General features: G+C 60.6%; 21 protein-coding genes. 8 read left to right on the forward strand and 13 right to left on the reverse strand.

Annotation, left to right across the window (positions count from 1 at the left end; all coding sequences use genetic code 11):
• Nucleotides 1-52 precede the first annotated feature (52 nt).
• Nucleotides 53-907, reverse strand: a complete 855-nt coding sequence (locus KVH01_RS15620) for a LysR family transcriptional regulator (protein ID WP_217881986.1) — start codon at nucleotides 905-907, stop codon at nucleotides 53-55.
• A gap of 88 nt (nucleotides 908-995) precedes the next feature.
• On the opposite strand from KVH01_RS15620, the gene KVH01_RS15625 reads away from it, so the two are divergent.
• Entirely contained in the window at nucleotides 996-1,460 is a 465-nt protein-coding gene (locus tag KVH01_RS15625) for a multidrug/biocide efflux PACE transporter (RefSeq protein ID WP_217881987.1), read from the forward strand.
• Nucleotides 1,461-1,541: 81 nt separating this feature from the next.
• On the opposite strand, the gene KVH01_RS15630 is transcribed toward KVH01_RS15625, so the two are convergent.
• Nucleotides 1,542-2,300: an SDR family NAD(P)-dependent oxidoreductase gene (locus tag KVH01_RS15630; RefSeq protein ID WP_043051293.1), complete on the reverse strand. Its 759-nt coding sequence runs from the start codon at nucleotides 2,298-2,300 to the stop codon at nucleotides 1,542-1,544.
• A 106-nt stretch (nucleotides 2,301-2,406) separates the two neighbouring features.
• Between KVH01_RS15630 and KVH01_RS15635 the strand changes: the two genes are divergently transcribed.
• Complete coding sequence (locus tag KVH01_RS15635; RefSeq protein ID WP_217881988.1) at nucleotides 2,407-3,303, forward strand: LysR family transcriptional regulator; 897 nt, start codon at nucleotides 2,407-2,409, stop codon at nucleotides 3,301-3,303.
• On the opposite strand, the gene KVH01_RS15640 is transcribed toward KVH01_RS15635, so the two are convergent.
• Entirely contained in the window at nucleotides 3,300-4,217 is a 918-nt protein-coding gene (locus KVH01_RS15640) for a LysR family transcriptional regulator (protein ID WP_217881989.1), read from the reverse strand. The two genes, KVH01_RS15635 and KVH01_RS15640, sit on opposite strands and share 4 nt — an antisense overlap.
• A 152-nt stretch (nucleotides 4,218-4,369) precedes the next feature.
• Between KVH01_RS15640 and KVH01_RS15645 the strand changes: the two genes are divergently transcribed.
• From KVH01_RS15645 to KVH01_RS15655, 3 genes are read left to right on the forward strand one after another with little or no spacing between them, the layout of a single operon-like run.
• On the forward strand, nucleotides 4,370-5,128 hold the full coding sequence (locus tag KVH01_RS15645; protein ID WP_217881990.1) for a 5-oxoprolinase subunit PxpA: 759 nt from the start codon (nucleotides 4,370-4,372) through the stop codon (nucleotides 5,126-5,128).
• Nucleotides 5,129-5,184: 56 nt separating this feature from the next.
• The gene (locus KVH01_RS15650; RefSeq protein ID WP_043051297.1) at nucleotides 5,185-6,063 is read left to right on the forward strand and encodes a 5-oxoprolinase subunit B family protein; all 879 of its coding nucleotides are present in this window, start codon (nucleotides 5,185-5,187) and stop codon (nucleotides 6,061-6,063) included.
• Nucleotides 6,060-7,034, forward strand: coding sequence for a 5-oxoprolinase subunit C family protein (locus KVH01_RS15655; RefSeq protein ID WP_217881991.1), 975 nt, complete (start codon nucleotides 6,060-6,062; stop codon nucleotides 7,032-7,034). Before KVH01_RS15650 ends, KVH01_RS15655 begins: the two co-directional genes overlap by 4 nt.
• Before the next feature lie 171 nt (nucleotides 7,035-7,205).
• Here KVH01_RS15655 and KVH01_RS15660 read toward each other — a convergent pair whose 3' ends face one another.
• The 3 genes from KVH01_RS15660 to KVH01_RS15670 form a co-directional block, all read right to left on the reverse strand.
• The gene (locus KVH01_RS15660) at nucleotides 7,206-8,819 is read right to left on the reverse strand and encodes an inorganic phosphate transporter (protein ID WP_217881992.1); all 1,614 of its coding nucleotides are present in this window, start codon (nucleotides 8,817-8,819) and stop codon (nucleotides 7,206-7,208) included.
• Between the two features lie 231 nt (nucleotides 8,820-9,050).
• Entirely contained in the window at nucleotides 9,051-10,073 is a 1,023-nt protein-coding gene (locus KVH01_RS15665; RefSeq protein ID WP_124379202.1) for a transporter, read from the reverse strand.
• 151 nt (nucleotides 10,074-10,224) lie between these two features.
• Nucleotides 10,225-10,533 carry a PepSY domain-containing protein gene (locus KVH01_RS15670; RefSeq protein WP_217881993.1) on the reverse strand — a complete coding sequence of 103 codons (309 nt, stop codon included), beginning with the start codon at nucleotides 10,531-10,533 and terminating at the stop codon, nucleotides 10,225-10,227.
• 154 nt (nucleotides 10,534-10,687) lie between these two features.
• Here KVH01_RS15670 and KVH01_RS15675 point away from each other — a divergent pair, with 154 nt between their 5' ends.
• Nucleotides 10,688-11,551 (forward strand): sterol desaturase family protein, encoded by an 864-nt coding sequence (locus KVH01_RS15675; protein WP_217881994.1) that lies wholly within the window; start codon nucleotides 10,688-10,690, stop codon nucleotides 11,549-11,551.
• Here KVH01_RS15675 and KVH01_RS15680 read toward each other — a convergent pair.
• Nucleotides 11,543-12,208 (reverse strand): helix-turn-helix domain-containing protein, encoded by a 666-nt coding sequence (locus KVH01_RS15680; RefSeq protein ID WP_217881995.1) that lies wholly within the window; start codon nucleotides 12,206-12,208, stop codon nucleotides 11,543-11,545. The two genes, KVH01_RS15675 and KVH01_RS15680, sit on opposite strands and share 9 nt — an antisense overlap.
• Nucleotides 12,209-13,336, reverse strand: coding sequence for a glycerophosphodiester phosphodiesterase family protein (locus KVH01_RS15685; protein ID WP_217881996.1), 1,128 nt, complete (start codon nucleotides 13,334-13,336; stop codon nucleotides 12,209-12,211).
• 232 nt (nucleotides 13,337-13,568) lie between these two features.
• On the opposite strand from KVH01_RS15685, the gene KVH01_RS15690 reads away from it, so the two are divergent.
• Entirely contained in the window at nucleotides 13,569-13,892 is a 324-nt protein-coding gene (locus KVH01_RS15690) for a DUF2025 family protein (protein ID WP_217881997.1), read from the forward strand.
• A gap of 41 nt (nucleotides 13,893-13,933) precedes the next feature.
• Here KVH01_RS15690 and KVH01_RS15695 read toward each other — a convergent pair whose 3' ends face one another.
• Both KVH01_RS15695 and KVH01_RS15700 read right to left on the reverse strand, forming a co-directional pair.
• Entirely contained in the window at nucleotides 13,934-14,254 is a 321-nt protein-coding gene (locus KVH01_RS15695) for an antibiotic biosynthesis monooxygenase family protein (protein ID WP_043051141.1), read from the reverse strand.
• Nucleotides 14,251-14,958, reverse strand: coding sequence for a CTP synthase C-terminal region-related (seleno)protein (locus KVH01_RS15700; RefSeq protein WP_217881998.1), 708 nt, complete (start codon nucleotides 14,956-14,958; stop codon nucleotides 14,251-14,253). Before KVH01_RS15700 ends, KVH01_RS15695 begins: the two co-directional genes overlap by 4 nt.
• Before the next feature lie 80 nt (nucleotides 14,959-15,038).
• Between KVH01_RS15700 and KVH01_RS15705 the strand changes: the two genes are divergently transcribed.
• Nucleotides 15,039-15,923, forward strand: coding sequence for a LysR family transcriptional regulator (locus KVH01_RS15705; protein ID WP_217881999.1), 885 nt, complete (start codon nucleotides 15,039-15,041; stop codon nucleotides 15,921-15,923).
• On the opposite strand, the gene KVH01_RS15710 is transcribed toward KVH01_RS15705, so the two are convergent.
• From KVH01_RS15710 to KVH01_RS15720, 3 genes are all read right to left on the reverse strand, one after another.
• Complete coding sequence (locus KVH01_RS15710; protein WP_217882000.1) at nucleotides 15,920-16,438, reverse strand: DUF1003 domain-containing protein; 519 nt, start codon at nucleotides 16,436-16,438, stop codon at nucleotides 15,920-15,922. The genes KVH01_RS15705 and KVH01_RS15710 overlap by 4 nt on opposite strands.
• A gap of 75 nt (nucleotides 16,439-16,513) precedes the next feature.
• Nucleotides 16,514-17,833: a methyl-accepting chemotaxis protein gene (locus tag KVH01_RS30315; RefSeq protein WP_217882001.1), complete on the reverse strand. Its 1,320-nt coding sequence runs from the start codon at nucleotides 17,831-17,833 to the stop codon at nucleotides 16,514-16,516.
• A gap of 263 nt (nucleotides 17,834-18,096) precedes the next feature.
• On the reverse strand, nucleotides 18,097-19,155 hold the full coding sequence (locus KVH01_RS15720; protein ID WP_217882002.1) for a diguanylate cyclase: 1,059 nt from the start codon (nucleotides 19,153-19,155) through the stop codon (nucleotides 18,097-18,099).
• Nucleotides 19,156-19,207 lie beyond the last annotated feature (52 nt).

Consider the following 19,207-nt stretch of genomic DNA (forward strand, 5'->3'; position numbering starts at 1 on the left):
GCTATCGGGAGCAAGCCCCCTCCCACATTTGGACATCATTGTTCTCACTGGCTCATTCGAGCATCTGCCCCAGCAACCAACTCCCCGCCGGCCCCGGCGGATGCTGGCGCGACCACAACGCATCCACCGTCACCGAGCGTGGCCAGCCTCGCACCCTCAGCTCCTGCAGGGTGCCATTGCCGAAACGTTCCGCCAGCCAGCGTGGCAGGGGCGCCCAGCCGAAACCCAACTGCGCCATTTCCATCAGCATCAGGTAACTGGCTGCCGACCAGACCCGCCCTGCAGCGCGATTGTCATAGGGTTTGACGATGCTCGCCAGGCGCAACTCCCGATGCTGTTTCAATGCCTGCTGGTCCACTTTTTCCAGCTTGGCCAAGGCATGTTGCGGCGATACGAACAGGGCTGTTTCGGTACGTTCCTCGACCGGTGAATGGGTCAAGTCCGGCGGGTACTCATCCTGCTGCTCGATAAATGCGATTTGCGCCCGGCCACTTTGTACAAGGTCGATCAGGTCATCGCACTCGGCAATCAGCCATTCCAGTTCCAGGTCCGGGTAGCGTTCGGCAAACGCGATGATGGTGGTTTCGAAGCGCTGCGACTGGTAGGTATCTGACATGGCGATGGTCAGCTTCGGTTCCAACCCCGTGGCCAATTGGCTCGCCGTCAATTCCAAGCGGCTGCTGGCCTCCAGCACCTGCTCGGCGCGTTGCAGCAGTACATGGCCTGCCGGGGTCAAGGTCGGTTTGCGGCTGCTGCGGTCAAACAGCACTACATCCAAGTCAATCTCAAGGCTGGCCACCGCCGCGCTGACGGTGGACTGGCTCTTGCCCAGCTTACGTGCCGCGGCGGAAAACGAACCTTGGGTAGCGGCCTGGACGAACGCCTGGAGCACTTCATAGGAGGCCATGACTATCGCCTTGATCGATGGTTATTGGTTATGAAGTATCGAGACTAAGCCTGATTATGGCAACCATCGTCACTCACGGAGCCGGGTCATGAACCCTACCAAGTCGATTACTGAACGTGTTTGCCAGGCCATCGGTTTTGAAGCGCTGGCGTTGTCGATCTGCACCCCGTTGATGGCGTGGATCATGGATAAACCCGCCCTGGACATGGGCCTGGTCGCCCTGGCGATCAGCCTGATAGCGCTGAGCTGGAATATTATCTTTAATGGCCTGTTCGACCGCCTCAAGGCGCGCCTGCAACTGGCGAACAGTGGGCAGACTCGCGTACTGCACGCGCTGTTGTTCGAAGGGGGGCTGATTGTGGTTGTCGTGCCGCTGGTCGCCATGTGGCTCAATATCAGCCTGTTGCAGGCGTTTATGCTCGACATAGGCGTACTGCTGTTCTTCCTGCCCTACACCTACGTGTATCACTGGGGTTATGACGTCATTCGGGAAAAAATCAGCGAAAAAAACGCCGCCCACTGTAGGAGCGAGCTTGCTCGCGAAGATCGCTAACGATAACGCGAGGCCTCTGGAAACACGCGGCGCCCTTGAGTTTTTTCGCGAGCAAGCTCTTTCCTACGGAGGGGGAGTCGTTTAGAGGAACATTCCCCCCGACGCCTCGATCCGCTGGCCGGTGATCCAGTTGCTGCCATCGGCCAGCAAGCTCGAAATCGCTCCGCCAATATCGTCCGGCAAGCCGACACGGCCCAGGGCGGTATTGTTGGCGACCATCGCATTCACATCGGTGTTATCGCGCACGGCGCCGCCGCCGAAGTCGGTGGCAATCGCGCCCGGTGCCAGGGTGTTCACGGTGATACCGCGTGGGCCCAGCTCCTTGGCCTGGTAGCGCGACAGCACTTCAATGGCGCCCTTCATCGACGCGTACGCGGCATAGCCTGGCAGGCTGAACCGCGCCAGGCCGCTGGAAATATTGATGATGCGCCCACCGTCGCTGATCAACGGCAGCAGTTTCTGCGTGAGGAAAAACGGTGCCTTCAAGTGGATCGCCACCAACTGGTCGAACTGTGCTTCGGTGGTCTCGGCAAAGCTGGCGTGGGCGCCGATCCCGGCGTTGTTGATCAGGAAGTTGAAGTGATCCTGGGCGAAAACCTCCTTGAGCAGTGCGCCAACCTGGCCTACGAACCCATCGAAGCTCGCGCTTTGGCTGACGTCCAGTTGCAGCATGGCGGCGCGACCACCCAATGCCTGTACTTGGGCAATTACCCCTTGTGCTTCGTCCGCTGCACTGTGGTAAGTGCCGATGATGTCTACGCCTTGCGCAGCCAGGTGCAGCGCGGCGCTTTTGCCCAGGCCGCGGCTGGCGCCGGTTATGAGTGCGATTTTACGGGTCATGGTGCAGTCCTCAGGTGGGGTCAGTGGGACTGAGTGTATTTGTCCGGTCATAACGTGATAAACAGGCTGATATCGGAATCACTGGCCGGATAAGGCGAACAATCCCATGAACAAGCTTGAGTTATTGCGCACCTTCGTGCGCGTCACTGAATTGTCGAGTTTTACCCAGGCCGGCCAAAGCCTGGGCTTGCCGCGCTCTACAGTGTCTGAGCATGTGCAGGCGTTGGAGGAACTGCTCGGTGCGCGGCTGTTGCAACGCACCACGCGCAAGGTGCAGGCGACCCAGGATGGTCGTGTGTTGTACGAGCGCAGCAAGGATCTGCTGGCGCATATGGAAGAGCTGGAAGGTCTGTTTCGCCAGGACGAAGCCCAATTGGCCGGGCGTATACGGGTGGACATGCCCAATGTCATGGCACGGGGCCTGATCCTGCCGAACTTGCCCACGTTCATGGCCCGCCATCCTCTTATCGACATGGAGATCAGCGGCTCGGATCGCCAGGTGGATCTGATCGCCGAAGGTTTCGATTGTGTCGTGCGCGTCGGTGCCCAGCCCGATCAAACCGTGGTGGCGCGACGGGTGTGCAGCATGCCGATGGTCAACTGCGTGAGCCCGGCGTATCTGCAACGTTATGGCGTGCCGCTGACTCTGGCTGACCTGGCGAATCACCAGTTGGTGCATTACGTACGTCCCCTGGGCGCACGCTCGGCAGGGTTTGAATACATGGTGGGCAACAAGGTGCAACGGTTGCCGATGGCAGGAAGGGTGACCGTCAACAGCACCGATGCGTATCAGTCGGCGTGCCTGGCTGGGTTTGGCATTACCCAGGTGCCCCAACTGGGGATCCGCGATCTATTGGCCAGTGGCGAGTTGGTGGCTGTGCTGCCGGATTACCAGGCACCGCCCCTGGACGTGTATTTGCTGTATGCCGGCCAACGGCATTTGCCGCTGCGGGTGCGGGTGTTCATGGACTGGTTGACCGCGATCCTGCAGGCCCATCTTTAACGGCGCGCCGACAACTGCTGCGGCGCCAGGAACGCATCGTGGAAGTAATCGCGGAACGCCTGCATCGCCGGGGTGAATGCGCGCTCGCGGTGCCAGGCCAGGCCGACGCTCATGGGCGTCACCGGGTCGGTCACGGTCAGGGTCTCGATACGCTTGCCTTCCAGGGACCAGGGCCGGTGCACCAAGTCCGACAGGATCGCCACGCCGCTGCCATTGGCAACCATGCTGCGTACCGCCTCTACCGAGCTGGTGCGCAGCCGTACCTTGGGCGTTTGCCCGGTCTGTTCCCAGTAGCGCATGGCGCTGTGCTCGGCCTCGTCGACAGTCAGCAGGATGTACGGTTCTTGCGCCACATCCGCCAGGCTCACGGCACCGCGTTCACACAACGGGTGATGACTGGGCAGCCACAGGCGGCGTTCGGAGTTGAACAGGATTTCAGAGACAATATCCGCGTGGGTGAGGTTGGCGGTGAGCACCACCGCCATGTCGAACTGGCCGTCGAGCAGGCCCTGTTCGATGGCCTGGCGTTCCTGCTCGAACACTTCGATGGTCACGTCCGGATGCCAATGTTCCATGCGCTGTAAATGGTGCGGCAGGAAATAACCCAACACTGTGTAGCTGGCTGCCACCTTCAATACGCCACTGGCGCGGTAGTCCGGCAATGGGCTGTTGAGGGCGTCATCCACGCTGCGCACAATCACATAGGCGCGGTTGAGAAAATGCCGTCCGGCATCGGTGAGGCTCATGCCCTGGGCCGAGCGCACGAACAACTGCACGCCGAGCATGGCTTCCAACTCCTTGATCGCCGTGGTCACCGCCGACTGGGAAATATTCAAGTGAATCGCCGCCTGGGAAATCTGGCCGATTTCCGCAGTGGCGACGAAATAGCGAACCTGGCGCAAGGTTAAAGACATATCGCACTCTGCTACTTGATCGTTTCCACGCTCTGGGGTCGAGGATAAAAGGCTATCTGATTTTCAGAAGATGGGTCATCTGATAATAGATCTTCCCAAGGGGTCAAGCCCCAGCCTACTTTCCTGGCATCACCTTTGGCGGAGCAACCTCGATGCAGGCAGTGGATTTCAATTCAGACATGGGCGAAGGCTTTGGCCCCTGGACCATCGGCGATGGCGTCGACGCAGAGCTGATGGCCTATATCAGTTCGGCCAACATCGCCACCGGCTTTCACGCCGGCGACCCCGGCACCATGCGCCGCACCGTCGAGCGCGCCAAGCAACTGGGCGTGGCCATCGGCGCGCACCCAGGCTTTCGTGACCTGGTGGGTTTCGGTCGCCGACATATCAACGCACCGGCCCAGGAACTGGTGGACGACATGCTCTACCAGCTCGGTGCCCTGCGTGAAATGGCCCGTGCCCAAGGCGTGAACCTGCAACATATCAAGCCCCATGGCGCGCTCTACATGCACCTGGCTCGCGATGAAGAAGCCGCACGGTTGCTGGTGCAGAACCTGCAGATCATCGAGCCGACGCTGTTGCTGTACTGCATGCCCAACTCGGCGATCTGGCGCATTGCCAAGGAACTGGGGCAGCCGGTGGTACGCGAGTTCTATGCCGACCGTGAGTACGACCTGAGCGGCTCCATCGTGTTTACCCGCAATGTGCGGGCGCTGGACCCAGCCACAGTGGCCGCGCGGGTCTTGCGTGCGTGTCAGACCGGCCTTGTGCGTACCGTCGAAGGCGAAGACTTGGCGATCGAATTCGGCTCCATCTGCCTGCACAGCGACACTCCCGGTGCCCTGGAACTGGTGGAAGCGACCCGTGAGGTCTTGGACCGTGCGGGCATCGACGTCAGGCCACCTCAATAAGATCGTCTCATCACTTTTTTGCCTGCCTTTCTACAATGATTCCAAGAGGAACAGACATGGCTGAAACGTCCCCCATCCGCTACAGCTTTGGCGCTGATGAACACCTGTTTGCCGAGGTCAGTGACAGCATGTCCCTGCAGGCCTTTTTCAAGGGCATGGCGGTAACCCGTGCCGTGGAGCGTATGGCTCTGGAAGGCGTGCTGGATGTGTGCCTGGCCAATGCATCGTTCCAGATTCGCTTCGACCCCGACCGCATCGCGCCCCATGTGTTGCTCGACGCCGTGCAGAGCGCCGAAGCCCAGGCTGTAGCCGAGCGCACTTTGCATACGCGCATCATCGAAATCCCAGTGCTCTATAACGACCCCTGGACCCACGAAACCCTGATGCGCTTTCGTGACCGCCACCAAGACCCCAGCGGCACCGACCTGGAATACGCCGCACGCATCAATGGCCTGGCCGACGTGGACGCGTTTATCGCTGCCCACAGTGGCGCACCGTGGTTTGTATCGATGGTCGGCTTTGTTGCAGGCTTGCCGTTCATGTTCCAGATGGTTGAGCGCGAGCGGCAATTGCAAGTGCCCAAGTACCTGCGGCCACGCACCGACACGCCAAAGCTGACCCTGGGCCATGGCGGTTGCTTTGGCTGTATCTACTCGGTGCGCGGCGCGGGCGGCTACCAGATGTTTGGCGTCACCCCTGCACCGATCTACGACCCGGCCCAGCAACTGGCGTACCTCAAGGAACACATGGTGTTTTTCCGGCCCGGTGACATCGTGCAGTTCAAGCCGATGGACCGTGAGGCTTACGACCTGGCCGTCGCCGAGGTGGAAGCAGGGCGTTTCGATTTGCGCATCCGCCCGGTGGAGTTTTCCCTCGATGCGTTTCTTGCCGACCCCATCGGCTATCCGAAAACCCTGCAGGAGGCGCTGGCATGATCAAGGTCCTCAAACCCGGTCTCGCCACCTCAGTGCAGGACCTGGGCCGCGAAGGCTATTACCACCTGGGCATTCCGCCCTCGGGTGCGCTGGACCAGTACGCGCTGAGCGCGGCCAACCACCTGGTGGGTAACCCCGTGGGCGCGGCTGGCCTGGAATGCACGCTGATCGGGCCTGAGCTGGAGTTCGAGCAGGACGCATTGGTGGCCTTGAGCGGCGCCTTGATGTCGCCGCGCCTGGACGGTGAAGTGGTTCACCAGGACACCGCCTTCGCCGTGCGTGCCGGGCAGGTGCTGAGGTTCGAGTTTCCCAAGGCTGGCGCACGCACTTACCTCGCCGTTGCCGGAGGCATCGATGTGCCGATGGTGCTCGGCAGTCGCTCCACCTATACCCTTGGCGCACTCGGTGGGTTTCACGGGCGGCGCTTGCAGGAAGGTGATCTGTTGCCTATCGGCAACGCCAGCGGTGCGGGGCGTGCGGGTAACAGCTTGCCGATGGCGTTGCGTTGTTCGGTGGGCGGCGATGTGACCTTGCGCGTGTTGCCGGGCCTGTATTACGAACGCTTGACCGACGGTGCGAAAAGCAGCTTTTTTGCCGAGCCGTGGACGGTCGGCTCCGAGGCGGACCGCATTGGCTATCGCTTCAAGGGTGGCAGCGCGTTGAGCTTTCAGCCGCGGGAGCAGCCCTTTGGCGCCGGCTCCGACCCATCGAACATCGTCGACAGTTGTTACCCGATTGGCTCGATTCAAGTGCCTGCCGGGCTTGAACCCATTGTGCTGCACCGCGATGCGGTGTCGGGCGGTGGCTACGCGATGATTGGCACGGTGATCAGCGCCGACCTGGACTTGATCGGGCAGATGCAGCCGAACCAGCGGGCGGGGTTTGTGGCGGTGACGTTGGAGCAAGCGCTGGAGGCGCGGCGGGTCTATAAGAAGCGCCTGAAGGTGATGGCTGGACTCTTTACACCCTGAAGAAGCACAAAACCAAGGGGGCACGCCCTACTACCTGTAGGAGCGAGCTTGCTCGCGAAAAACTCACAGTTGCCGTGTTCATTCAGAAAACACGCGTTATCGTTGGCGTTTTTCGCGAGCGAGCTCGCTCCTACAGAGAACAAGCCCCCACATTTTGACCTGCTGTGTGTGTCAGAACAGTTGGGTGAACAGCCAGTACAGGCTACCCGACAGCACAATCGCCGCCGGTAAGGTCAGCACCCACGCCATCAACAAATTGCGGATGGTCTTCATCTGCAAACCCCCGCCGTTGGCTACCATGGTCCCGGCCACCCCCGAGGACAGCACATGGGTGGTCGACACCGGCAGCCCGAACATATCCGCCGCGCCGATGGTCAGCATCGCCACCGTCTCGGCTGATGCGCCCTGGGCGTAAGTCAGGTGGGTCTTGCCGATCTTCTCGCCCACCGTCACTACGATGCGTCGCCAGCCGACCATGGTGCCCAGCCCTAGGGCGATGGCCACGGCGATCTTCACCCACAGCGGGATAAAGCGCGTGGCGTTGTCGATCTGTTGCTTGAACAGTTGCAGCTTGCCTTGGGTATCAGCGTCGAAGTTGCCGACCTTGCCCTTGTCCATCAGGCGAATGGTTTCGCTGGTCAGGTACATGTCGTTACGCACGTTGCCGACGGCTTCGGCAGGTACGGCAGCGAGGGAGCCGTAGCTTTTCACTTCTTCGCCGATATGGCCGGTGATGGCGGCGAGGGCGGGTACCAGCTCCGGCGTGGCCTCCTTGGTGCGTACGTAGGTCGACAAGGTGGCGCGAGAGTCACCTGGTGCCGGCTGCGGTGCCGCTTTGACCAATGCAACCTGGGTAACTTCCGCGACTGCTGCGAATTGCAGCGACTGGTCGGCCGGCATGGTGCGGTTCAGCGCGTAGGCCATTGGCAAAGTGCCCACCAGAATCAGCATGATCAGGCCCATACCTTTTTGCCCATCGTTGGAGCCGTGGGCGAACGACACACCGGTGCAGGTGGCGATCAGCATGCCGCGAATCCACCAGGGCGGTGGCGTATCGCCTTTGGGGGCCTTGTACAGCGCGCGGTTTTTCACGAAGGCGCGCAGGGCCAGTAACAGCAAGGCGGCAAACGCGAAGCCGATCAACGGCGATAGCAGCAAGGCATAGCCGATCTTGATCGCCTGGCTCCAATCCACACCGCTGGTGCCGTCACGCCCGTGCATCAGGGCGTTGGCCACGCCGACGCCGATGATCGAGCCGATCAGGGTGTGGGAGGACGAGGCCGGCAGCCCCAGCCACCAGGTGCCGAGGTTCCACAGGATCGCGGCGATCAGCAAGGCGAAGATCATCGCGAAACCGGCCGATGAACCCACCTGCAAAATCAGCTCCACCGGCAGCAGGGCAATGATGCCGAACGCCACCGCGCCACTGGAAAGCAACACCCCGAGAAAGTTGAAAAAGCCCGACCACACCACCGCAAACTGCGGCGGCAACGAGTTGGTGTAGATCACCGTCGCCACCGCATTGGCAGTGTCGTGGAAACCGTTGACGAACTCGAAACCCAGGGCGATCAACAGCGCTACGCCCAGCATCAGGAATGGCGTCCAAGTGGTGAGCTGGGCGCCCATTTCGTGCATGTCGTGCATCAGGCTGTAGGCGGTGAACAACAGGCCCATGGCAAGTACGGCGAAGAACATGATCACCGTCAACAAGCCTGGTTTTGTGTCCAGCCGGGGTTGGGAGGGGGGGGAAGCGTGGGGGGAGGCAGTCAGGGAAGGGGTGGCCATGCCGGAGCATCCAGTGTGAGGAGGATGGCCTTAATGATCATTGCAAAATATTACAGCGATGCTGCGGCAGGTCAGTGTTTTAGGAAATCGACTGCACCGCCGGTCTACCAAACGCAGAAGAACCAATGTGGGAGGGGCTTGCTCCCGATGGCGGGGTGTCAGTTAAAAATTATTGACTGACACTCCGCCATCGGGAGCAAGCCCCCTCCCACGTTTTGACCGCATTTCAGGTCAGTAGTCTTTGCGTTTTCGGAAGGCCCATCGTCCGGCAATCAGAGTAAAGGTCGCGACCAGCGCCACCAATATCCAGAAGCCTTCCGGGTCCTGGGACAGCGGCACTCCACCCACGTTCATGCCAAAAAAACCGGCAATGATATTGATCGGCAACGCCAGCACTGTCACCACAGTAAGGGTGAATAGCGTGCGGTTGCTTTGCTCATTGAGGTTGGCGGCGATTTCTTCCTGCAACAGCTTGATGCGTTCGCCCAGGGCCGTCAGGTCGTTGATGATCAGCGCAAACTCCTCGGTGGATTTGCGCAATTCCTTCACGTCTTCCTTTTGCAGCCATTGCGGCGGGCGGTTGAGCAGGCGCAGCAGCGAGCCCGGTTCCAGCGCCAGCAGGCGTTGCAGGCGTACCAGCACTCGGCGCGCGGCTCCGAGTTCGGCGCGGTTGGTGGACAGGCGCGAAGACAGCAACTGATCTTCGATATGGTCGACGCTGATACTGGTCTTGCGCACGATCTGGGTCAGCACTTCGCCTTGGTCCCGCAGCAGGTGCACCAGCAGTTCCAGCGGCGAGCGAAAGTGCTCACCGGCCTTCACCGACGAGCGCAATTTGTCCACCGAGTGTAGTGGTTGCAGGCGCGCACTGACCAGCAGGCGGCTGCGGGCACACACCCACAGCGTGGAAATATCCGACGAGACCATGCTGCTGAAGTTGAACACCACGTCGTTGACCACGGCCAGCAAAGCCGAATCCACATGTTCAATCCGCGTGGAGCGCGAGCCTTCATGCAGGGCTTCGAAAAACTCCTCTGGCAGCGACAGGTGCGCCTGCATCCAGCGCTCGCAGGCGGCGTGGGCCAGGTTCAGGTGCAGCCACAGGAATTCTTCCGGGTCTTGCGGCTGCTGCAAGGCGGCGAGGGCGGTGGCTGAGTCAATCTGCTGACCTTTTTCGCCTGGGCGAAAACGGAAACCGTAAAGCAGGCCAAACAGGTCAGGATCCTGATGGGCGTGGTCGATGCTGTGGTTCATGGCGGCTCGCAGAGAAAGGGCCTGTAGGACGTTTCACAGGCACTCAGGCAAGAATCATTGCAAGGCGGGATGACGTTTATGTGACGGTTTCGTACTGCGCAAAAAAAACGCGCCACCCGAAGGTGGCGCGTGTGTTTTGTAGAGCGTGGTCTCAAGTATCGAGCTTGTCTTCCAGTACAGTGCCGGTCTTGGCGTCGAGCTTCACTTCAAATTGCTTGCCGGCGGTATCGGTCAGTTCAACTTCGTAGACCAGCACGCCGCTGTTGTTGTGGTCCAGCTCGGTGTCGTTGATGGTGGCACCGGCGTGTTTAGCCACGGCGGCAGCGTTGAGTTTGTCGAAAGGCATCACTGCACCGGACTTGAGCAGGCCTTCGATATGATCCGGACGAACATCAGCCTGGGCCAGGCCGGCGGTCAAGGTCAGGGCAGTGGCGGCGAACAAGGCAGTCAGAGTTTTCATGGTGTGTCCTTCTGGGTTGAGCTGTTTAAGTGGCCTCAGGTTATCCCGTGCAACTTAACTCACGCTTAATTATTTCAAACAGTTGCGCAGTTTATTCAATTCAGGACGGATGCAGGATTTCATGCTGAGGCCTCACCAAAAAAGGGAAACTCGGATGAAACGGTTAGTCAGTTGGCTCTATGCGCCTGCATGCTTATTGGGGTTTGTCGGATGGGGGCTCTACCAGCCCCGATGGTTACTGGTGATATTCGCGGTGGCGGTGGCGGTGTCGTTTGTGGTGGAACTATGGCTGCCCTACGAGCCGCAGTGGAATCGCAGCCTGGGCGATCGCTGGCGCGATACCTTGCATGCGTTGATCAATGAAAGCTTGAATGTTCTGGGGTTGTTGGTCCTGCCGGGGCTTACGGCGCTGCTGGCATTCGAGGGGCTATGGCCGCGAGGCTGGCCGCTGTGGGAGCAACTGTTGATGGCGATCTTCCTGGCCGATGCCGGGATCACCTTGATGCATTACGCCAGCCACCGCATTGCGCCCCTGTGGCGGTTGCACGCGGTGCATCACAGCGTGCAGCGGCTTTATGGTTTCAATGGTTTGATGAAGCATCCTTTGCACCAGCTGCTGGAAGCCACGGCGGGCCTGATGCCACTGATCCTGCTGGGGATCCCGCTGGAGGTCGCGCAGTTGTTGGCCCTGGCAATCGCCATTCAGTTACTGCTGCAACATTCCAATGTGGATATGCGCCTGGGGCCGCTGCGCTGGGTATTTGCCTGGGCGCCGGTACATCGGTTCCACCACATGAAATACGGCCGCGCAGGGGATGTGAATTTCGGCCTGTTCTTCAATTTGTGGGATTGGCTGTTGGGTACGGCGTTTTATCGTAAGGGTTATCGCATAGGGCCGGGGGATTTGGGTATTGGCAGTCGACCGCAATTCCCCGTTGCCTATGCGGCACAGTTGCGTGACCCGTTCCTGGCGGTTCGCCTGGCCAAGGAGCCGCCGCTGCCTGAGGATCTACACTAGAAACTGCACCTGCAGTTGGCGCAAGGACGCGCCCGCCGTCACCCCGAACAAGTGCTTCATGGTCCGCGAAAAATGCGCCGAATCAGCAAACCCTGCGCCGTGGGCTGCCTCAGTCAGGGTGCTGCCGGCAAGGGCCAGTTGCAGGGCAATGCGCAACCGTCGCCACACTACGAGGCGGCGTATGGGAACGCCCAGTCGATCAGTGAACAGACGCTCCAGTTGGCTCAGTGACAGATGCGCCGCTGCGGCCAACGCCTGGGCCGATACCTTGCCGACCAGTTGCTGATCAAGGGCGGCCAGTGCGCGGTCGATACGTGGATCGTCAAGGCGTCGTCGGGGCAGCCTGAGCACAGCCTGCGGGGATAAATCGCCGTTTGCCAAAAGTTGCTGCAACGCCAGGATGTCAAACATCATTGGCTCGGCATACAACGCCCACACCTCGCCTTCTGTCTCAAGGATGGCGTGGTTGTGACGCGAAGGAATAAACAGGCGATGGGCCGTGGTGACATGACCATCAAGGCTGACCGTGATCGGCGCGCCGGGGCAGAACATCAATTGGTGTGCGTAGTGTGCATGGGGCGCGGTGCGCCCCAGCTCGCCAAGCACCAGCCCGTGGTCACGCCCCAACCACAGGCGGCCTGACCATTCGGGCTTCACTCAGTACTTATGGTCGTTGAGCAGGTCCTGCACGCTGGACGACGGCCAGCGCTTGTAGAACTTCAGCAGTTCGGCGGCGCGGTTGGTGAAGATGCCGTCGACGCCGGCCTTCATCACTTTGTCGAAGTCCACCGGCTCATCTACGGTGTACACATGCACCAGCAGGCCCTTGTCATGGGTCAGCTTGTTCATTTCAGGTTTGACCAGGTCGGTATAGCTCTGGTCGCCGTGGTCGGTCAGCTCAGCCGATGGGCCGGTGCCGATAGCGCCCAGGCTCTTGGCTTGGTCGACCCATTTTTCGAACTCGGCGGTGTCCTTCGGCTCTTGCTTGGCGTAGTAGGCGGCTTTGGTCGGCTCGCCGGATTCGGCGAAGGTCACTTTGGACTTGGGTTCGATGCTGCCTTCGCCGACCCACAACAGCAGGATCTTCGGCGTGTTCGGCATTTCCTTCTGCAGCTCCTTGAGGCTGGCAACTTCGAAGGTCTGCAGTACCACGCGGCCCTTGCCCTGGCCGACGCCGGTGTTGCTCTTGCCCAACTTGGACCCGGCGGAGCTCAGCCAGCCCTTGTCCAGCAGCTTGTTTTTCAGGTCGGCTTCGATGCCCGGGAATTGCTTGGGCTCCTTGGTCTCGATGTACAGGCCGGGTTTGTGCGACGGGTTGCCTTCGGCGATCTTGATGATGTCGTCCAGGCTGAGGATTTTCAGGCCAACGAAGCCTGGGCGGGCGCGGTCCGGGTAGGCCGCGTTGAACCAGCTGCCGGCGTCGAGGCTTTGCAGTTCTTTCCAGGTGAATTCGTTGGCTGGCGCATCTTTGCGCTCGGGGAACTTGGTGGCCACGTCGGTGGTGCGCTGCAGGTTGTTGTCGTGCAGGGCAAACAGCACGCCGTCCTTGCTGCGTTGCAGGTCCAGTTCCAGGTAGTCGGCGCCCAGGTCGCGTGCAACCTTGTAGGCAGCGGCGGTGGACTCCGGTGCGTCGTAGGAAGCGCCACGGTGAGCGATCACGGCAGGGTAGGGAATGCCTTCGTTTGTCGCCAATTCAGCCGGGCTGACTGGGTCGGCAGCCTGAGCCTGGCCGAGGCCGAGCATCAACGCCAGCAGCAAGGCGCTCTTGGTAAACGTGACAGGCATATGCGAAGTCCTTTCGTGGAGGTAACTTTGAGAAGATGTCCTTTTTAACAATTGATTGCGAAAGGCGCTATCACCAAACCGACATTAACGTGCGCACGGGCCAATTTTGTCGGTTTTTTTGCGGTGCATTGCAGTATTCTTGGCCATAGCTGCCCCACTAGAGGGCGGTATTTTTTGCCACGCGTGTAAACCATCTTTCCAGTCCCTGTGGGACTTTTCAGTGAGGTTTACCATGCGCATCACTTCCGAGCTTATCTGCCAGGCCGCCGACCAACTCCATGGCTTTGTCGGTCTCAATCGCAAGACTGGCCAGTACATCGTGCGTTTCAGCGAAGATGCCTTCGGCATGGACGTGGCCGATGACGGCATTATCCCCACCGCCGAATTCGTCTGGCTGCCCGCCGCCGACCACACCATGACCCTGTGCCGTAAACGCATACAGTTGCTGCTGGACCAGAATATCGACGACCGTATCAACGTCACCGAACCGTTGCGGGTGTACATGCGTCGGGTGGAGATTCCGCAGATCAGTGCGTTGCGCAGTTTGGTGAGCTGAGCGATCAACCTGCCCGGGCGATCCTACCGGATGGAAACCTCTCAATTTGAAAAGGTGTAGGCCCGTTCCACCTTGCACACCCGTGTATGAAACGCCCTGTACCAGGTGGCGCGTCCTTGCTCACGCACCTGCCGATGTTCGGCCTGTTGCTTCCACGCCAGGATCGCCGCCTCGCTGGCCCAGTAGGACACGGTGATACCCAACCCCTCTTCCCGCGCCGACTCCACGCCGAGAAACCCCGGTTGCTGCTGTGCCAGTTCCAGCATGCGTGCGGCGGCCTCGCCATAACCCTGGTCGACGTCGGTACGCAGCGAGCTGAAAATTACCGCGTAATAAGGCGGGGCCGGTGTCTTGGCGATCATGCCGATGCCCCTCGGCAAGCCTTGAGCAAAGCCAGTGCCAAGGGCGGGGTGATGCCCTTCAGCGCGGCGCGTTCGGGCTGGAACAGGGTGGCGACGAAGAACGGATGGTCGAGCAACTCCACCGCACGCAGATCGCCCGCCGAATCATGACCGCTGGGAATCAGATTGCCTGCCAGCAGCGCGTCGGCAAACCTGGGGTTGATGCCGTAGCGGCATCGGTAGCCTTCGTGGATGTCCACGCTGGCGTAGGCTTGGGCAATGCGCGTGTACGGGCACAGGCGCACGGTGTCGTTCACTTCTACAAGAGAGCAGTTCAGTGGCGCGATGACGGCGCGTTCTGCATCCGGGGCCAGCTCGCCATGCTCGGCATCTGCCCAGCCGAGTACGTTGCGGGCATATTCCAGCACGGCATGTTGAAAACCACCGCACGTGCCGAGGAAAGGGCGTTTTTGCTCGCGGGCAAAACGGATCGCCCGCAATGCGCCCTCGGTGTCGCGATAGGGGCTGGCGGGTACGCACCAGAAACCGTCAAAACCCTGCAGGGCAGAGGTGCAGGTGAGTGTGTCGGTGTCGAGCCATTGCACATGGATGTTCAGGTCCAGTTCGGCGGCGGCCTGCTGCAGAGCCAGCGGGATAGCCTGGTGCGCGATCACGTCAGGGTTGTAGTCGCCGATCAGGGCGAGGTGCAGAGCGGGGGGTGTCATCGTGTACGTCCCTTGGCTTGCGGTGGGCTGATACGCACTATAGATTGGCGTTCACGCAATCAATATTGGCGTTTGCCCATATGCTCAATGCAGCCGCGCACTATCAAATCGACTACCCCGACCTGTCATTGATCCTTGCCCTGGTGCGTGGCGGCACCCTGGCGCGGGCGGCTGCGTTGTTGAGGGTAGACGTGTCCACGGTATTCCGTGCAGTGCGGCGGCTGGAGGCGGCCCTGGGCCAGACCCTGTTTGAAAAAAGCCGCGCCGGTTACTTGCCCACCAGCCTGGCGAGTACCCTGGCGCAACAGGCCGAACGGGCAGAACTCGCACTGCAAGCTGCGCGCATTGGGGTGGAGCAGGGCGGTGAGGTAATCAGCGGCACCGTGCGCCTGACCTGCACCGACGCGGTATTGCAAGGCCTGCTGCTGCCGGCCCTGGCGCAGTTCATGCCGGCCTATCCAGCGTTGACCCTGGAACTGACCACATCCAATGACTTCGCCAACCTCAGCCGGCGTGATGCGGATATCGCCCTGCGCCTGACCAGCAAGCCGCCAGAGCATCTGGTCGGACGTTGCCTGGGGACCGTGGCGTACCAAGTGTGCGCCAGTGCCGACTATGCACGTCGGCATGCGGGCCAGGACCTGACCGACCTGGCCTGGATCGCGCCGGATGACTTTTTGCCCGACCACCCCACCGTGGCCTGGCGCCGTGAGCATTTGCCGGGCGTGCGCCCCAGTTACCGCTGCAACAGCATGCAGTCGGTGACTGAACTGGTGCGCGCCGGGCTGGGCGTGGCGGCGTTGCCGGATTTTCTAATGGGCGATGGCTTGCAACCACTGGGCCCTGCGCTGGCGGGGCACGACACTTCGCTGTGGCTGTTGACGCGCCCTGATTGCCGGGCGTTGCGTTCGGTGGTGACGCTGTTTGATGAGTTGGGACGGCATGTGCGCGGGTTGCGACCTTAGGCTTTACGCACAAACTGTTCATGCATTTCACACGTCAGGGTTTCGATGCGCTCGGTCAGTTGCTTGGTCATTTCCGTCAACCGGGTGTTCTGCTCCAGCAGTTCCATCAGCTGTTTGGTGGTCTGTGCTGCCTGGGCCTGGCGTTCGGTATTGGCGGTGGCGAGGGCTTCGCGGTGTTGCGCGTCGGCGTCGGACTGGGCTTTGTCCCGCGCGGCCTGGCGTGTCTGAGCCAGCAGGATTAGCGGCGCGGCGTAAGCCGATTGCAGACTGAAGGCCAAGTTGAGCAGGATGAAAGGGTAGACGTCAAAGTGGGTGACGCCGGTCATGTTCAGCACCACCCACAACACCACGATCGCCGTTTGAGCGCCGAGAAAGGTTGGCGTGCCAAAGAAGCGTGCGAAAGCCTCGGCCTTGAGTGCGAAAGTGTCGTTGCCGAAGGTCGGTGCCAGGTGCGCGTGACCTCGGTGGAAGCGCAGGTGGTCAATGGGGGAGGCGTCTGGCTTGTCTGGGGTCATGGCTGGCTCGGATCCTTGGTGTAAAAACAGCCAACACTATAGACCGAGCCCCCAGGCACACACATGAATAACCGGTCAGCGATTGCCCCGCTCATTGGCAAACGCGCTCACCGCCTGCACCGCTTCGCCGGTGCCCTCGCGAATCTGCAGGATCACGGTGCCTGCCTGGTTGGCCAGGTCTACGCCCTGAGCCGCGCGGTCGCGAGTGGCGTCCATGCTGTCGATGGCTTGGCGGGTTTCTTCCTGGATCATGGCGATCATCCCGGAAATCTCCGCAGTGGAGCCACTGGTGCGTGCCGCCAGCTGCCGCACTTCATCGGCAACCACGGCAAAGCCACGGCCTTGCTCGCCTGCGCGGGCGGCTTCAATGGCGGCGTTGAGCGCCAACAGGTTGGTCTGGTCGGCAATGCCACGAATGGTATTGACGATGGCGGTGATCTGTTGCGAGCGCTCGCCGAGTTTGGCGATCAGCTGCGAAGAGGTGTCGATATCCTGGGCAATTTCGCGCATGCCGCTGGCCGTTTTCTGAATCACTTCGGCGCCTTTTTCGGCCATGTCCTGGGTGTTCAAGGACAGGTGATAAGCCTGTGCCGCGCTCTGTGCGTCGGTGGCATGTTGTTGCACGCGGGCAGTGACGTCCGAGGCGAACTTCACCACTTTGCACAGGCGCCCGCTGGCGTCGTACACCGGGTTGTAGTTGGCTTCGAGCCACACCACCTGGCCGTTTTTATCCACCCGCTCGAACTGGCCGTTGAACAGCTCACCCTGGTTCAGGCGTTTCCAGAACTCGCTGTAGGCGGCACTGTTGGCCAATTCCGGTTTGCAGAACAGGCGGTGATGCTTGCCCTGGATCTGCGCCAGGCTGTAGCCCATGCGCTGCAGGAAATTCGCGTTGGCGCTGATGATAGTGCCGTCGAGGTTGAACTCGATCATTGCCATGGCGCGGTCTATGGCTGCAAGCTTTGCGTTGGCTTCACTTTCGGCCTGCAGGCGCGGCGTGACATCCATGGCGTACTTCACCACTTTAATCACGCGACCGGCTTCATCCCGCACCGGGTTGTAGCTGGCTTCCAACCACACCGATGCGCCATCGGCGCCCACCCGCTCGAAGGTGCCCGACTGGAATTGGCCGTTGCGCAAGTGCGTCCACAGCTGGTTGTAGTCGGCGCTGCGGGCGAATGCGGGCGTGCAGAACATCCGATGGGGCTGGTCCAGGATTTGTTCGGCGCGATAACCCATGGTCTTGAGGAAGTTGTCATTGGTCCGCAGCACGTTGCCTTGCAGGTCGAATTCGATGACGGCCATGGAGCGTTCGATCGCGTCCAGCAAGCTGGTTTGTTGGGCGATGCGGTGTTGCAGGGCGTTGATGGTTTTCTTGTGGGCGTTGAATAGCATGTTAGAGAGCTCGGGCATGCAAGCATATGCGGTATCCATGTATTTGCGCCTGACCCCGTAGGGCTCCTGGCCGTACGGTTGACTTGCTCATTGCCAGCTTCCTGATGCTGACAGAGGGGGTGGAACAACGGTTTCAGAGTAATCAGCCTGCCAAGAAGTTCGCCCGTTGGGCAGGACCATTATTGGGCAGGCGACCAATGGCGGCATTATGCTATTGCGGCAGGTAGGCGGGGCTGGATTCGGACGAGGTGTTATCGGACAACTCAGGTTGGATAGGCGGCTATCCAGTCGCTGGTCTTGACGCGGTCGCGACCGCTGTCCTTGGCGGCGTACAGCGCGAGGTCCGCGGCGTTGAGCCACGCGACCGCATCGTTGAAAGAGGGATGGAAGTCCGCCAGGCCAATGCTCAGGCTGACGCGCAGCTCAGGGATGTGCGGATGGCGATAGTTACCGAAAGTTTCGCGGAGCCGCTCCATGACTTGCGCCGCTTCTTCCAGCGGCATCCTCGGAAGGATCACACAGAACTCATCGCCTCCGTAGCGGCCGGCCAGGTCGTCTTCCCGCAAGTGTTGGCGCAACTCGTGGCTCAACTGGCGCAGTACCGTATCTCCGACGGTGTGGCCGTGGATGTCATTGATGTTTTTGAAGTGATCGATATCGATCAAGGCGATGGTCGCCTGGCCTTGTTGCTGCTGGCACTTATGGAACTTGAGATTGAGCAGGTCTTTCCACGAACCATGGTTGAGCAGCCCGGTAAGGCTATCGATGCGGCTCAGGGCGCTGAGGGCGCGTTTATGGTCCGACAGTTTAATCGCCAACTGATAGCAGACCATTCCGATGGCCATTGGGTAGAGCGTCAGCATCGGCAAACAGGAATAGACCTCGATGAGGCTGACACCAGTGTCGAACTTGACCCCGAACAGGCCCCAGGCCACCGCGATACCGGCCGCCTGCGCCAGCAGCCCGAGCAGGAACAGGCGTTTGCCGCCGGCTGCGACATTGTTCATGGCCATCATCGACAGAATGGTGACGGTGGTCAGTGGTGAGAACTGGGTGGCGGCCGCCCAGAAACCGCCGGCCAACGAGTCATACAACAGGTTGCGTTGCTCGGCCTGGTAGGGGAACGGCGAGCGAGTTGAGAGCTGGTACGCCACATGCGCCCAGGCCAAGCCATTGAACAACAGCAACGCCCAGACCCAAGCGGGCATGGACAAGGGGTACAACGCGCCAACCACGCTGATGCTGCCGATGCCAAGGCCGATAATCCTTGGCTTGTAGATACGCCTGGCAAATGAAAGCCCTTTGCCTCGTCTGTTTTCCATAGTGTCCTGGGTCAGCTGTTTTGTGCGGGTACAGTCGCATGCATCAGCGGGC

The sequence above is a fragment of the Pseudomonas khavaziana genome (genome assembly GCF_019145205.1).
Taxonomy (GTDB): Bacteria; Pseudomonadota; Gammaproteobacteria; order Pseudomonadales; family Pseudomonadaceae; genus Aquipseudomonas; species Aquipseudomonas khavaziana.

What these genes read in the sequence shown, in the direction of transcription:
- KVH01_RS15620 (WP_217881986.1), bottom strand. Translation starts at nt 907, where the DNA reads ATGGCCTCCTATGAAGTGCTCCAGGCGTTCGTCCAGGCCGCTACCCAA.
- KVH01_RS15625 (WP_217881987.1), top strand. Translation starts at nt 996, where the DNA reads ATGAACCCTACCAAGTCGATTACTGAACGTGTTTGCCAGGCCATCGGT.
- KVH01_RS15630 (WP_043051293.1), bottom strand. Translation starts at nt 2,300, where the DNA reads ATGACCCGTAAAATCGCACTCATAACCGGCGCCAGCCGCGGCCTGGGC.
- KVH01_RS15635 (WP_217881988.1), top strand. Translation starts at nt 2,407, where the DNA reads ATGAACAAGCTTGAGTTATTGCGCACCTTCGTGCGCGTCACTGAATTG.
- KVH01_RS15640 (WP_217881989.1), bottom strand. Translation starts at nt 4,217, where the DNA reads ATGTCTTTAACCTTGCGCCAGGTTCGCTATTTCGTCGCCACTGCGGAA.
- KVH01_RS15645 (WP_217881990.1), top strand. Translation starts at nt 4,370, where the DNA reads ATGCAGGCAGTGGATTTCAATTCAGACATGGGCGAAGGCTTTGGCCCC.
- KVH01_RS15650 (WP_043051297.1), top strand. Translation starts at nt 5,185, where the DNA reads ATGGCTGAAACGTCCCCCATCCGCTACAGCTTTGGCGCTGATGAACAC.
- KVH01_RS15655 (WP_217881991.1), top strand. Translation starts at nt 6,060, where the DNA reads ATGATCAAGGTCCTCAAACCCGGTCTCGCCACCTCAGTGCAGGACCTG.
- KVH01_RS15660 (WP_217881992.1), bottom strand. Translation starts at nt 8,819, where the DNA reads ATGGCCACCCCTTCCCTGACTGCCTCCCCCCACGCTTCCCCCCCCTCC.
- KVH01_RS15665 (WP_124379202.1), bottom strand. Translation starts at nt 10,073, where the DNA reads ATGAACCACAGCATCGACCACGCCCATCAGGATCCTGACCTGTTTGGC.
- KVH01_RS15670 (WP_217881993.1), bottom strand. Translation starts at nt 10,533, where the DNA reads ATGAAAACTCTGACTGCCTTGTTCGCCGCCACTGCCCTGACCTTGACC.
- KVH01_RS15675 (WP_217881994.1), top strand. Translation starts at nt 10,688, where the DNA reads ATGAAACGGTTAGTCAGTTGGCTCTATGCGCCTGCATGCTTATTGGGG.
- KVH01_RS15685 (WP_217881996.1), bottom strand. Translation starts at nt 13,336, where the DNA reads ATGCCTGTCACGTTTACCAAGAGCGCCTTGCTGCTGGCGTTGATGCTC.
- KVH01_RS15690 (WP_217881997.1), top strand. Translation starts at nt 13,569, where the DNA reads ATGCGCATCACTTCCGAGCTTATCTGCCAGGCCGCCGACCAACTCCAT.
- KVH01_RS15695 (WP_043051141.1), bottom strand. Translation starts at nt 14,254, where the DNA reads ATGATCGCCAAGACACCGGCCCCGCCTTATTACGCGGTAATTTTCAGC.
- KVH01_RS15700 (WP_217881998.1), bottom strand. Translation starts at nt 14,958, where the DNA reads ATGACACCCCCCGCTCTGCACCTCGCCCTGATCGGCGACTACAACCCT.
- KVH01_RS15705 (WP_217881999.1), top strand. Translation starts at nt 15,039, where the DNA reads ATGCTCAATGCAGCCGCGCACTATCAAATCGACTACCCCGACCTGTCA.
- KVH01_RS15710 (WP_217882000.1), bottom strand. Translation starts at nt 16,438, where the DNA reads ATGACCCCAGACAAGCCAGACGCCTCCCCCATTGACCACCTGCGCTTC.
- KVH01_RS30315 (WP_217882001.1), bottom strand. Translation starts at nt 17,833, where the DNA reads ATGCTATTCAACGCCCACAAGAAAACCATCAACGCCCTGCAACACCGC.
- KVH01_RS15720 (WP_217882002.1), bottom strand. Translation starts at nt 19,155, where the DNA reads ATGGAAAACAGACGAGGCAAAGGGCTTTCATTTGCCAGGCGTATCTAC.